Origin of the sequence: Micromonospora sp. NPDC048170, assembly GCF_040652795.1 — a bacterium.
In the GTDB taxonomy this organism is placed as follows: Bacteria; Actinomycetota; Actinomycetes; order Mycobacteriales; family Micromonosporaceae; genus Micromonospora.
Window position 1 is genome coordinate 1 of sequence record NZ_JBEZMR010000049.1, and the last position, 14,192, is coordinate 14,192.

The following is a 14,192-nucleotide window of genomic DNA, read 5'->3' on the forward strand; positions in this document are numbered from 1 at the left end:
CCGCCGGTCACCAGCACCGTGCCCTCGCCCACCACAGGACCGTCCACCGGCGCCGGAACCACCGCGCGGAGAAGACGCGGCACGAACACCGCACCGGAACGCACCGCGACCTGGCCGCCATGCGTCACCGGCTCGTCCGCCACACCGGCCAGGACAGCCAGCGTCCCGGCGTCCAGGTCGCCGTCCACGTCCGCGAGGACGATACGGCCCGGGTGCTCCGACTGTGCCGACCGCAGCAGACCCCACACCGCCGAACCCGCGAGCTCGGTCACCCGGTCCTCAGCCCCGACCGAGATCGCGCCCCGGGTCACCACCACCAGCCGCGAATCCGCCAGGGTGGCGGTCGCCAGCCAGGACCGCACCGTCGCCAGCACGGCGGACGCCGCCGCGCGCACCATGTCCGGTACGGCGACATCCGACGCGTCGACCGGCAGCACCAGCCCGTTCGGCGCGGCCACCTGACCGGCGTCGACCGCCGCGACGAGGGCCTCGACGTCCGAAAACGCCGGCAGGCCGGCGGCCGTCGGCGAGCCCACCAGCACCCACCCGGAGGCGTCCCCGGCGGCGACCTCCTCGGTCTGCCAGGCGACCTCGAACATCGAGCGGGCCGCCGCGCTCGTCCCGGCCACACCGGTCAGTTCACGCAACGCCAGCGAGTCGACGGACACCACGGCGGCGCCCGACTCGTCGGACGCGACCAGCCGCACAGCCGTACCCGCGCGCGTCAGGCGTACCCGCAGCACGCGGGCGCCCGAGGCGTGCACCTGCACACCCTCGAACGCGAACGGCACCCGGGGCCCAGTCGACTCCGCGCCCGGCAGCAGCCCGATCGGGTGCAGGGCGGCGTCCAGCAGCGCCGGGTGCACCGCGAAGCGGGCGGCCTCCGTCGCCGCCTCGTCCGGCAGGACCACCTCGGCGAACACGTCGTCCTCGGCGGTCCACACCCGGCGCAGTCCCCGGAACACCGGCCCGTACGCCAGACCGTGCTCCGCCAGCGTCGGGTACCAACCCGACAGGTCCACCTCGACGCCGCCGACGGGCGGCCACTCCCCCATTCCCGGCTCGTCGACCGACGCCGGCTCCAGCACGCCCTCCGCGTGGTGGATCCACCCGGCCTCCGGGTCGCCCTCGAGCTGCGAGTGCACCGCCACGACCCGGGTGCCCGCCTCGTCGGCCGCGCCGACGCGCACCTGCACCCGCACCGCGCCGGCCGCCGGCAGCACCAGCGGCGCCGCGACGGTCAGCTCCCGCACCCGCGACGCGTCCACCTCGTCGCCGGCCCGTACGGCCAGTTCGACGAGGGCGGTGCCGGGCACGATCGCCATGCCGGAGACGACGTGGTCGGCGAGCCACGCGTGGGTGGCGAGGGACAGTCGGCCGGTCAGCACCACCATGTCGGCGCCGGCGACGGTGACCGCCGCGCCGAGCAGCGGGTGCCCGGCCACGCCGAGTCCGGCGCCGGACACGTCGGCGGTACGCGCCTGGCCCGCGCCGAGCCAGTACCGCTCGTGCTGGAAGGCGTACGTGGGCAGGTCGACCCGGGCGGCGCCGGCGTCGGTGAACCACTGCGTCCAGGTCACGGGGACGCCGTGGACGTGCAGTTCGGCCAGCGCGTGCAGCAGCGCCTGCGGGGCGGGACGGTCCCGGCGCTGGGCCGCCACCGCGAGCGCGTCGTCGGCGAGCAGGTCGGCGTTCATCGCGGTCAGGACGCTCTGCGGGCCGATCTCCAGGAAGGTGTCCGCCCCGGCGGCGCGTAGGGCGGCGATGCCGTCGGCGTACCGGACGGCCTCGCGGACGTGCCGGACCCAGTAGTCGGCGCGGGTGATCTCCCGGGGGTCGGCGAGCGCCCCGGTCAGGTTCGACACGACCGGCAGTAGCGGCGCGCGGAACGTCAGCCCCGCCAGGACCGCGCGGAACTCGTCCAGCATCGGCTCCATCAGCGGACTGTGGAACGCGTGGCTGACCGTCAGGCGGCGGGTCCGGACGTTGCGGCTCTGCCAGATCTGCTCCAGCCCGTCCAGGGCCTCGACGTCACCGGAGACCACCACGGCGGTAGGCCCGTTGACGGCCGCGATGCCCACCCGGTCGGTCAGGTTGGCGATCGACTCCGACACCGTCTCCTCGTCGGCGGCCACGGCAAGCATCCCGCCACCGGCCGGCAACGCCTGCATCAACCGACCCCGCGCCGCCACCAACTGACACGCATCAGCCAGCGACAACACCCCCGCGACGTACGCGGCAGTCACCTCACCGATCGAATGGCCGGCAACCACGTCCGGAACGACACCAAACGACTCCACCAGACGGAACAGGGCCACCTCGACCGCGAACAACCCGGCCTGCGTGAACACCGTCTGATCCAACAGCGCAGCCTCAGCCGTACCCGCCTCGGCGAACAACACCTCCCGCAACGGACCCGGCAACAACGGATCCAGCTGCGCACACACCTCACTCAGTGCGGCGGCGAACACCGGGAACGCCTCGGACAACTCCCGGCCCATACCGGCACGCTGCGCACCCTGACCCGAGAAGAGCACGGCCAGTTGGTTACGCGTCGTGCCGGTACCGGTGACCACGGCGCCGGTCGACTCGCCGTCGGCGAGGGCGCGCAGCCCCGCCAGCAGTTCGTCCCGGTCCGTCGCGCTGACCACCGCGCGGTGCTCCAGCACCGCCCGGCTGACCGTCGACGACCAGCCGACGTCGACCGGGCGCAGGTCCTCGTCGTCGGCGATCCAGCGGGCCCACCGGTCCGCCTGCGCCGCGACGGCGGCCTCGGAGCGGGCCGACAGCAGCACCGGGGCCGGTGACGCCGCCTCGCGGGCGGACTGGTCCTCACGTGCCGAGGTGCCGTCGCCCCGGGTCGGCTCCGCCCCGGCGGGCGGCTGCTCGATGATCACATGTGCGTTGGTGCCGCTGACCCCGAACGACGACACCGCCGCCCGGCGGGGCCTGCCCGCCGCCGGCCAGTCGCGCGCCTCGGTGAGCAGGGAGACCGCCCCCGCGCTCCACTCGATGTGCGGTGACGGCTCGTCCACGTGCAGCGTCGACGGCAGCACCCCGTGCCGCATCGCCATGATCATCTTGATGATGCCGGCCACCCCGGCAGCGGCCTGCGTGTGGCCGATGTTCGACTTGATCGACCCGAGCCAGAGCGGCTGGTCGGCCGGACGGTCCTGGCCGTAGGTGGCCAGCAACGCCTGTGCCTCGATCGGGTCGCCGAGGGTGGTGCCCGTGCCGTGCGCCTCGACGGCGTCCACGTCCGCCACGGTCAACCGCGCGTTGGCCAGGGCCTGGCGGATCACCCGCTGCTGCGACGGACCGTTCGGCGCCGTCAAACCATTCGACGCACCATCCTGGTTCACCGCCGTACCACGCACCACCGCCAGAACCCGCCGGCCCTCCCGCTGCGCGTCCGACAGCCGCTGCACCAACAGCACACCGACACCCTCGGACCAGCCCGTGCCGTCAGCACCAGCCGCGAAGGACTTGCACCGGCCATCCTGCGACAGACCACGCTGACGCGAGAACTCGATGAACGTGCCGGGTGTCGCCATCACCGTCACACCACCGGCCAACGCCAGATCACACTCACCGCTACGCAGCGCCTGCACCGCCAGATGCAACGCCACCAGCGACGACGAACACGCGGTGTCGACGGTGACCGCCGGGCCCTCCAGGCCGAACGTGTACGCCACCCGACCCGACAGCACGCTGCCGGAGGTGCCGGTGCCGATGAAGCCTCCGACGCCCTCGGGCAGCTCCTGCACCTGCGTGGCGTAGTCGTGGTACATCAGTCCGGCGAACACGCCCGTCCGGCTGCCGCGCAGCCGCTGCGGGTCCAGACCTGCCGACTCGAACGTCTCCCACGACGTCTCCAGCAGCAACCGCTGCTGCGGGTCCATCGCGATCGCCTCACGCGGCGAGATGTCGAAGAACCCGGGGTCGAACTCCGCGGCCCCGTACAGGAATCCACCGTTCCGGGTGTACGACGTACCGGGGTTGTCCGGGTCGGGGTGGAAGATCCGGTCGAGGTCCCAGCCACGGTCGGTGGGGAACTCCCCGATGCCGTCGGCCCCGGCGGCGACCAGGTCCCACAGCTGCTGCGGGTTCGTCACCCCACCCGGGTAGCGGCAGGCCATCCCCACGATGGCGATCGGCTCGTCGACGCTCCCGGTCGACACGGCCTGCTGCTGGTCGGCGACCTGGCCGGACAGCTGCTCGTACAGGTGCTCCGACAGGGCGCCGGGGGTCGGGTAGTCGAAGACGAGCGTCGACGTGAGCCGCAGCCCGGTCGCGCTGTTGATCCGGTTGCGAAGTTCGACGGCGGTCAGCGAGTCGAAGCCCAACTCCCGGAACGCCCGGTCCGCCGGCACCTGGTCGGCGCCGCTGTGGCCGAGGACCTGCGCGATCAGCCCGCGGACCAGCAGGGCGACCTGCGTACGCGCCTCCTGCGGCTCGAGGCCGGCCAACCGGTCGGCCCATCCTCCGGTGCCGGAGCGGCGGCGCTTCGCGGCCGGTCCCACCAGGGTTCGCAGCATCGGGGGCACCCGGCCCGCGGCGGTCTGCGCCCGCATGGCCGGGATGTCGACGACGGCCGGGACGAGTGCCGTCCCGCCGTGGGCCAGGGCGGCGTCCCACAGCCCGAGCCCGACCTGGGCGGTCATCGGAACCAGGCCGGCCCGGGTCACCCGGGCCCGGTCGGCGTCGTTGATCGACGCGGCCATCCCCTCCGTGTCCCACATGCCCCACGCGAGGCTGACCGCGGGCAGTCCTCGCTGCGCCCGCACCAGGGCGAGGGCGTCCAGGAAGGCGTTGCCGGCGGCGTAGGCGGCCTGGCCCGGGGAGCCGAGCACCCCGGCGACGGAGGAGAAGAGCACGAACAGGTCGAGGTCCAGTTCCGCGGTCGCCTCGTGCAGCCACCAGCCCGCCGTGACCTTCGGCGCCAGCACGTGCGCCAGCCGGTCGGGAGTGATCCCGCTGACCACGCCGTCCTCGAGGACACCGGCCGTGTGGACCACACCGGCGAGCCGGTCCTCGTCGGTGATCGCCCGGACCAGCTCACCGACGCGTACCCGGTCGGTCATGTCCGTCGCGACCACCCGGACGGCCGCGCCCAGCGCGGTCAGCCGTTCCACCAACTGGTCGGCGCCGGGGGCCGCCGGGCCCTGACGGGACGCCAGCACCAGCGAGCGCACGCCGTACGTGGTGACGAGGTGTTCGGACACCAGGGCGCCCAGCGATCCGGTGCCACCGGTGACCAGGACGGTTCCCTGGCCGATGGCCGCCGGGGTCGGCAGGCCGCCTGCGGCGCGGACCAGCCGCGGCAGGTACGCCGTGCCCGCCCGCACCGCGAACTGCCCGCCGACACCCGGGTCGTCGGCGGCCCCGGCGAGCAGGGCCAGCAGGTCGGAGTCCAGGTCGACGCCCGGTTCCAGGTCGGCCAGCACGATCCGGCCGGGGTGTTCCGACTGGGCCGAGCGCAGCAGGCCCCAGACCGCCGCTCCGGCCACGTCGGTGACGCGGTCGTCCGTGGTGGCGGCCACCGCGCCGCGGGTCACCACGACCAGCCGCGCGTCCGCCAGGGTGTCGGCGGCCAGCCAGGCCTGCACCGCGCCGAGGACGTCCGCCGTGACCGACCGCACCGCGTCGGGCAGGTCCGCCTCGGACGCCGCCGCGGGGACGGGCAGCAGCAGCGCCGCGGGGGCGGGGGTCGTACCGTCCGTAACCGCCGTGGACACGGCCGCCACCTCGGCGTACGCGGGAAGCTGCGGCGCGCCGTCGAGCGGACGGTCACCGAGCAGGATCCAGCCGTACCCGCCGTCGGGCACGGTGATCTGCTCGGGCTGCCAGGACACCTCGAACAGGGAGCGGTGTGCCTCGTCCGCGGGTGCCGCCACGCTGGTCATCTCGCGCAACGTCAGCGAGTCCACCGACACCACCGGCGCACCCGTCTCGTCGACGGCGACCAGCCGTACGGAGGTGCCGGCGGCGGTCAGGCGGACCCGGAGCGTCCGCGCCCCGACCGCGTGGACCTGCACCCCTTCGAATGCGAACGGCACCCGTGCCCCGCCGCCCGCCTCGTCGGCGGGGAGCAGCCCGATCGGGTGCAGGGCGGCGTCCAGCAGTGCCGGGTGCACCCCGAATCCCGCCGGTTCCCCGATCACCTCGTCGGGGAGGGCGACCTCGGCGAACACCACGCCCTCGGCGGTCCACGCCCGTCGCAGGCCCTGGAAGACCGGCCCGTAGGCGAGGCCGTGCTCGGCCACCGTCGGGTACCAGCCGGTCACGTCCACCTCGGCCGCGCCGGCCGGCGGCCACGCGCCCAGCGTGGGTTCGTCGGCCGTGGGGGTGCCGACGAGGCCGTCTGCGTGCCGGGTCCAACCCGCCTCCGGGTCGTCCTCGGGCTGGGAGTGCACGGTCACCGACCGGGTGCCCGTCCCGTCGACGGGACCCACCCGGACCTGCACCCGTACCCCACCACCGGTGGCGGGCAGCACGAGCGGGGCGAGCACCGTCAACTCACGGACGCGGGAGGCACCGACCTCGTCGCCCGCCCGGACGACGAGGTCCACCAGGGCGGTGCCCGGCACGACCACGGCACCGGACACGACGTGGTCGGCCAGCCACGGGTGGGTCGACACCGACGGCCGGCCGGTCAGCACCACCATGTCCTCGCCGGCCACCGACACCGTCGCACCGAGCAGGGGGTGCCGGGCCACACCGAGGCCCGCCCCCGAGACGTCGGCCGACTGGCCGACCGGCGGCAGCCAGTAACGCTCCCGCTGGAAGGCGTACGTGGGCAGGTCGACCCGACGCGCGCCGGTGTCGACGAACCACTCCTGCCAGCTCACCGGCACGTCGTGCACGTGCAGCTCGGCGAGGGCGTGCAGCAGCGCCTGCGCCTCGGGCCGGTCCCGACGCTGCACGGCGACGGCCAGCGCGGCGTCGTCGGGCAGGACGTCGACGGTCATGGCGGTCAGCACGCTCTGCGGCCCGACCTCCAGGAACGTGTCCACCCCGGCGTCCCGCAACGCGGTGACCCCGTCGGCGTAGCGCACCGCCTCCCGCACGTGCCGCACCCAGTACTCCGGCGTGCGGATCTCGTCGGCGTCGGCGAGCGCCCCGGTCACGTTCGACACCACCGGCGACAACGGCGCCGCGAACGCCAACCCGTCCAGAACCGCGCGGAACTCGTCGAGCATCGGCTCCATCAGCGGACTGTGGAACGCGTGGCTCACCGTCAACCGGCGGGTACGCACACCCCGCTCCCGCCACACCCGCTCGATGTCGTCGAGGGCGTCGACGGCACCCGACACCACCACCGAGGTCGGCCCGTTCACCGCCGCGATGCCGACCCGGTCGGCCAGCCCGGCGATCGACTCCGTCACCGCCGCCTCGTCGGCGGCCACGGCGAGCATGCCGCCACCGGCCGGCAACGCCTGCATCAGCCGGCCCCGGGCCGCCACCAGTTGGCACGCGTCAGCCAGGGAGAACACCCCGGCGACGTACGCGGCGGTCACCTCACCGATCGAGTGGCCGGCCAGCACGTCCGGCACGATCCCGAACGACTCCACCAGCCGGAACAGCGCCACCTCGACCGCGAACAACCCGGCCTGCGTGAACACCGTCTGGTCCAGCAACGCGGCCTCGGCCGTACCCGCCTCGGCGAACAGCACCTCACGCAGCGGGCGCGGCAGCAACGGATCCAGCTGAGCGCACACCTCGCCCAGGGCCGCCGCGAACACCGGGAACACGGCCGACAGCTCCCGGCCCATGCCGGCACGCTGCGCGCCCTGGCCCGAGAACAACAGCGCCAGTTGGCCCCGCTGCCCACCCGGACCGGTGACCACGCCGCCCGACGGCTCACCCGCCGCCAGAGCCCCGAGACCCGCCAACAACTCGTCCCGACCCGCACCGGTCACCACCGCGCGGTGCTCCAGCACCGACCGCGACGCCACCGACGACCACGCCACGTCCAGCGGACGCAGGTTCTCGTCCCCGCTCAGCCACGCCGCCCAGCGCCCGGCCTGCGCGGACAACCCGACCGTGTCCCGGGCCGAGAGCAACACCGGCACGACCGGCGGCTCGTTCCGGGCGGCGACCTCGCCCTCGATCGCCTCGGCCGGCGGCTGTTCCAGGATCAGGTGGACGTTCGTGCCGCTGATGCCGAACGACGACACGGCGGCCCGGCGGGGCCGGTCCACCGCCGGCCAGGGGCGCGCCTCGGTCAGCAGGGACACCGCTCCGGCGGACCAGTCCACGTGGGGCGTCGGCTCGTCGAGGTGCAGCGTCGACGGGAGCAGCCCGTGCCGCATCGCCTGCACCATCTTGATCATGCCGGCCACGCCGGCGGCGGCCTGGCTGTGACCGATGTTCGACTTGATCGACCCCAGCCAGAGCGGCTGGTCCGCGGGGCGACCCTGGCCGTACGTGGCCAGCAGGGCCTGCGCCTCGATCGGGTCGCCGAGGACGGTGCCGGTGCCGTGCGCCTCGACGGCGTCCACGTCGGCCGTGGTCAGCCGGGCGTTGGCCAGGGCCTGCCGGATCACCCGCTGCTGGGCCGGCCCGTTCGGCGCGGTCAGACCGTTGGACGCGCCGTCCTGGTTCACCGCGCTGCCGGCGATCACGGCGAGCACCTGGCGGCCCTCCCGGCGGGCGTCGGAGAGCCGCTGGACCAGCAGCACGCCGACCCCCTCCGACCAGCCGGTGCCGTCCGCACCGGCGGCGAAGGACTTGCAGCGGCCGTCCGGAGCGAGGCCGCCCTGCCGGGAGAACTCGACGAAGGCTCCCGGGGTCACCATGACGGTGACCCCGCCGGCCAGCGCCCTGTCGCACTCGCCGCTCCGCAGCGCCTGGGCGGCCAGGTGCACGGCCACCAGGGACGACGAGCATGCGGTGTCGACGGTCACCGCCGGTCCCTCCAGGCCCAGGGTGTACGACACCCGGCCGGAGATGACACTGTGCGCGCCGCCGGTGAGCTGGTATCCCGCCAGCTCCGCCGGGGTGTCGGTGGTGCCGTACCCCGACGGGGAGGCGCCGACGAACACCCCGGTCCGGCTGCCGCGCAGCTGGTCCGGGTCGATCCCGGCCTGCTCCAGCGCCTCCCAGGACGCCTCCAGCAGCAGCCGCTGCTGCGGGTCCATGGCGACCGCCTCGCGGGGCGAGATGCCGAAGAAGCCGGGGTCGAAGGTGGTGGCGCCGGCGACGAAGCCACCCTCCCGAGTGTGCGACACCGGTCGCCCGTCGGCGTCGGCGGCCAGCAGCCGGGCGATGTCCCAGTGCCGGTCCTCGGGGAAGCCGCTGATCCCGTCGCGTCCGGTGGCAACCAGGTCCCAGAGGTCCTCCGGACTGGCCACGCCGCCCGGGTACCGGCAGCTCATGCCGACGATGACGATCGGGTCGTCGTCGACCGGGCCGGTGGGGCCCCAGGTGGTGACGGTGTCGACCTCGTGCAGGCGCAGCGCCGACGACAGGTGGTCGGCGAGGGCGGCGGGGTTCGGGTAGTCGAAGACGAGGGTGGTGGGCAGGGTGAGCCCGGTCGCGCCGGCCAGGCGGTTACGCAACTCCACCGCGGTGAGCGAGTCGAAGCCCAGTTCCTTGAACGCCCGGTGTGCCTTCACCACCTCGGTGCCGGAGTGGCCGAGCACGGCGGCGGTGTGCGTCCGCACCAGGTCCGTCAGGTGCCGGTCCTGCTCGGCGCGGGGCAACGTCAGCAGGTGCTGCCGCAGACCGCCGCCGGCCGTGTCCTGCGGTGCCCCGTCGACCACGCGCAGGGCGTCCCGGGCCTCGGCGATGTCGTCGAGCAGGGGGCGGGGACGGGCAGCGGCGAACGCCGGGGTGAACAGCGACCAGTCGACGTCCGCCACGGTCAGTGCCGGCGTGCTCCGACCCACCGCGCTGCGCAGCGCGTACACCGCCTGGCCCGGGGACATCGGGCTGAGGCCGCGGCGGGCCAGCAACTCCTGCCCCTCGCCGCTGGCCATGCCGCCGTCGGCCCAGGGCCCCCAGGCCACCGCGGTGGCGGCCAGGCCGCGCGCCCGACGCCGCTCGGCGAGCGCGTCGAGGAAGGCGTTGCCCGCCGCGTACGCCGCCTGCCCGCCGCTGCCCCAGATCCCGGCGATGGAGGAGAACAGCACGAACGCGTCCAACGGCCGGTCGCCCAGCAACTCGTCCAGGTGCACCGCACCGGCGATCTTGCCGTCCAGCACCCCGGCCAGGCCGGCCAGGTCGGTGTCCACCAGCATGCTCAGCTGGCCCACCCCGGCGGCGTGCACCACCGCCGTCAACGGCGCCGGATCGGCGTCGACGTCACGCAGCAGCGCCTCGACCCGGGCCCGGTCGGCCATGTCACCGGCGACCAGGGTCACCCGGGCGCCGAGTGCGGTCAACTCGTCGCGCAGCTCCGCCGCTCCCGGGGCGCTCTCGCCCCGGCGGCTGGTCAGCACGACGTGCTCGGCACCGTTGGCCGCCACCCAGCGGGCCACGTGGGCGCCCAGCGCCCCGGTGCCCCCGGTGATCAGCACCGTGCCCGACGGCTGCCAGCGCTCGACGGTCCCGACGGCCGCCGGCGTGGCGCGGACCAGCCGCCGCACGAACACACCGGAGGGGCGTACGGCCACCTGGTCCTCGTCACCACCGCCGGCCAGTACGCCCACCACGCGGTCCCAGGCGCCCTGGTCGGGCCGCTCGGGCAGGTCGACCAGGCCGCCCCACAGCTGCGGGTGCTCCAGCCCGGCGACCCGGGCCAGGCCCCACAGTCCGCCCTGGGCGACGCTGCGGACGGGATCCGCCTCCCCGGTGCCTACCGCACCACTGGTCACCGCCCACAGGGGTGCCGAAATGTCGGCGTCGTGCAGGGCCTGCACCAGCACCATCGTGGCGGCCGTGCCGAGCGGCACCGCCGGCTGACCCGGGTGCGGCCGGTCCGGCAGGCCGAGCAGGGACACGATCCCGGCGAACCGGCGGTCGGCCACGAGTTCCGCCACCCGCGCCGCCACGTCGTCGCGCTCCGCGAGGGGGTCCACCGCCAGCCGGGACACCTCGCCGCCCGCGGCGGTCAGCGCCCCCGCCAACGCCTCGGCCCAGTCCGTCGCCGTGGCGTCGCCGGCCGGCTCCACCAGCAGCCAGCCGCCCGTCGGGGTCACCGGCGCCGGGGAGGTGGTCTGCTTCCACACCACCCGGTACGACCAGCCGTCGACCACCGCGTCCCGCAGTCGCGCCCTACGCCAGGACGACAGGACCGGAAGGGCCGGGGCCAGCACGTCCAGGGCCGCCGCGTCGTCGCCGAACTGCGCCGCCAGCGCCGCGACGTCGGACCGTTCCACCGCCGACCAGAACTCGAGGTCCACCACGTCCGGGCTGACGGGGCCCGTCACCGGCATCGGCATCTGCTCGGGCCAGTAGCGCTGCCGCTGGAACGCGTACGTGGGCAGGGCGACCGGGGTCGCTCCGGTACCGGCGTACAGGGCCGGCCAGTCGACGGGCGCCCCGTTGACGTGCAGTTCGCCCAGGGCGGCGAGCAGGGCCCGGGCCTCGGGGCGGTCGGCGCGCAGGACGGGCACCGCGACCACCGGGGTCTCGCCGTCGACGGCGTCAGCCGGAGCCTCGCCGCTCAACACGTCCCGGGTCATCGCGGTCAGCACGCTCCGCGGGCCGATCTCCAGGAACGTGTCCACGCCGGCGGTCCGCAGCGCGGCGATTCCGTCGGCGTAGCGCACGGCCTCCCGGACGTGCCGCACCCAGTACCGCGGGGTACGGATCTCGTCGGCGTCGGCGAGCGCACCGGTCAGGTTCGACACGATCGGCAGCACCGGTGCGGCGAAGGTCAGCCCGTCGAGGACGGCCCGGAACTCGTCGAGCATCGGCTCCATCAGGGGGCTGTGGAACGCGTGGCTGACCCGCAGCCGGCGGGTCCTCGTGCCCTGCTCCCGCCAGACCCGCTCGAGGTCGTCCAGGGCCTCGACGGCGCCGGAGACCACGACCGAGGTGGGCCCGTTCACCGCCGCGATGCCGACGCGGTCGGCCAGGGCGGCGATCGACCCGGCCACCGCCTCCTCGGAGGCGGCGACGGCGAGCATCCCGCCGCCGGTCGGCAACGCCTGCATCAACCGGCCCCGCGCCGCCACCAGCGCCGCCGCGTCGGCCAGGGACAGCACCCCGGCCACGTGCGCGGCGGCGATCTCACCGATCGAGTGGCCGCCCACGAAGTCCGGCACCACGCCGTACGACGCCACCAGCCGGAACAGCGCCACCTCGACCGCGAACAATCCGGCCTGCGTGAACACCGTCTGGTCCAGCAACCCCGCCTCCGGGGTGCCCGCCTCGGCGAACAGCACCTCCCGCAACGGACGCGGCAGCAACGGATCGAGCTGCGCACACACCTCGTCCAGCGCGGCGGCGAAGACCGGGAACTCCGCGTACAGCTCCCGGCCCATGCCGGCACGCTGCGCGCCCTGACCGGAGAAGAGCACGGCGAGCGGACCACGGTCGGCCGCCTGCCCGGCGACCACCGCGCCGGACGGCTCACCGGCGGCGAGGGCGCGCAGGCCGGCCAGCAGGTCCTCGCGGTCCGTGACGGTGAGCACCGCCCGGTGCTCCAGCGTGGACCGCGACACCACCGACGACCAGCCGACGTCCACCGGGCGGAGGGTCTCGTCGGCGTCCAGCCACCGGGCCCAGCGCCCCGCCTGGGCGGCCAGCGCGGATGCCGACCGGGCGGACACGAGCACAGGCACAGCCGGCAGGTCAGCGGCGGTCGCCGCCGGGGCGTCGGCGGGAGCCGTGCCCTCGGCGTCGGGGGTGGGCGGCTCCTCCAGGATGGTGTGCGCGTTCGTGCCGGAGATGCCGAAGGAGGAGATCGCCGCCCGCCGGGGGCGCCCGCTCACCGGCCACGGCCGGGCCTCGGTCACCAGCAACACCTCGCCCGCCGACCAGTCCACCTTGGGCGTCGGCTCGTCCACGTGCAGGGTGGGCGGGACGAGGCCGTGCCGCATCGCCATCACCATCTTGATCACGCCGGCCACGCCCGCGGCGGACTGGCTGTGACCGATGTTCGACTTGATCGACCCGAGCAGCAGCGGCCGGTCGGCGGGGCGGTCCTGCCCGTACGTGGCCAGCAGGGCCTGCGCCTCGATCGGGTCGCCGAGGACGGTGCCGGTGCCGTGCGCCTCGACGGCGTCCACGTCGGCCGTGGTCAGCCGGGCGTTGGCCAGGGCCTGCCGGATCACCCGCTGCTGGGCCGGCCCGTTCGGCGCCGTCAGACCGTTGGACGCGCCGTCCTGGTTCACCGCGCTGCCCCGGATCACCGCGAGTACGGGGTGCCCCTTGCGCTGCGCGTCCGACAGCCGCTCGACCAGCAGGATGCCCACGCCCTCGGACCAGCCGGTGCCGTCGGCGGCGGCGGCGAACGACTTGCACCGGCCGTCGGGGGCGAGCCCCCGCTGCCGGGAGAAGCCCACGAACGGGCTGGGAGTGGCCATGACGCAGACGCCACCGGCCAGCGCCAGGTCGAAGTCGCCCTGCCGCAGCGCCTGGGCGGCCAGGTGCAGGGCGACCAGGGACGACGAGCAGGCGGTGTCGACCGTGACCGCCGGGCCCTCCAAACCGAGGGCGTACGCGATCCGGCCGGAGACGACGCTGGTGGCCGTACCCGTCAGCAGGTAGCCCTCGTCGGTGCCCTCGGCCTCGCTCTGCGGGCCCATCCCGTAGCCGTTGGCGGCGGTCCCGACGAAGACGCCGACCTTCTGTCCACGCATGGACGCGGGCGCGATCCCGGCGTACTCGAACGCCTCCCAGGACGTCTCCAGCAGCAGCCGCTGCTGCGGGTCCATGGCGACGGCCTCACGGGGCGAGATGCCGAAGAACTCGGCGTCGAAGTCGGCCGCGTCGTAGAGGAAGCCACCCTCGCGGGTGGTGGAGCGGCCGGCCCGGTCGGCGTCCGGGTCGTACAGGTTGTCCAGGTCCCAGCCCCGGCCCGTCGGGAAGCCGCCGATCGCGTCACCACCGGAGGCCACCAGGTCCCAGAGCTGCTCCGGGCTGGCGACGCCGCCCGGGTAGCGGCAGGACATGGCGACGATCGCGATCGGCTCTCGGGCGGCAGCGGTCAACTGCTGGTTGAGCTGACGGAGGCGGCCCGTCTCCTTGAGCGAGGCGCGAAGCGCCTCGACGACCTTGTCTGCGGACGTAGACATCAT

The 14,192-nt window shown here is 74.8% G+C and carries 1 protein-coding gene; it reads right to left on the reverse strand.

The window, feature by feature from the left end:
* Positions 1–14,189 (reverse strand): type I polyketide synthase (locus AB0D32_RS31505; protein WP_357098139.1); only part of this gene is annotated, 14,189 nt, incomplete at its 3' end.
* Positions 14,190–14,192 lie beyond the last annotated feature (3 nt).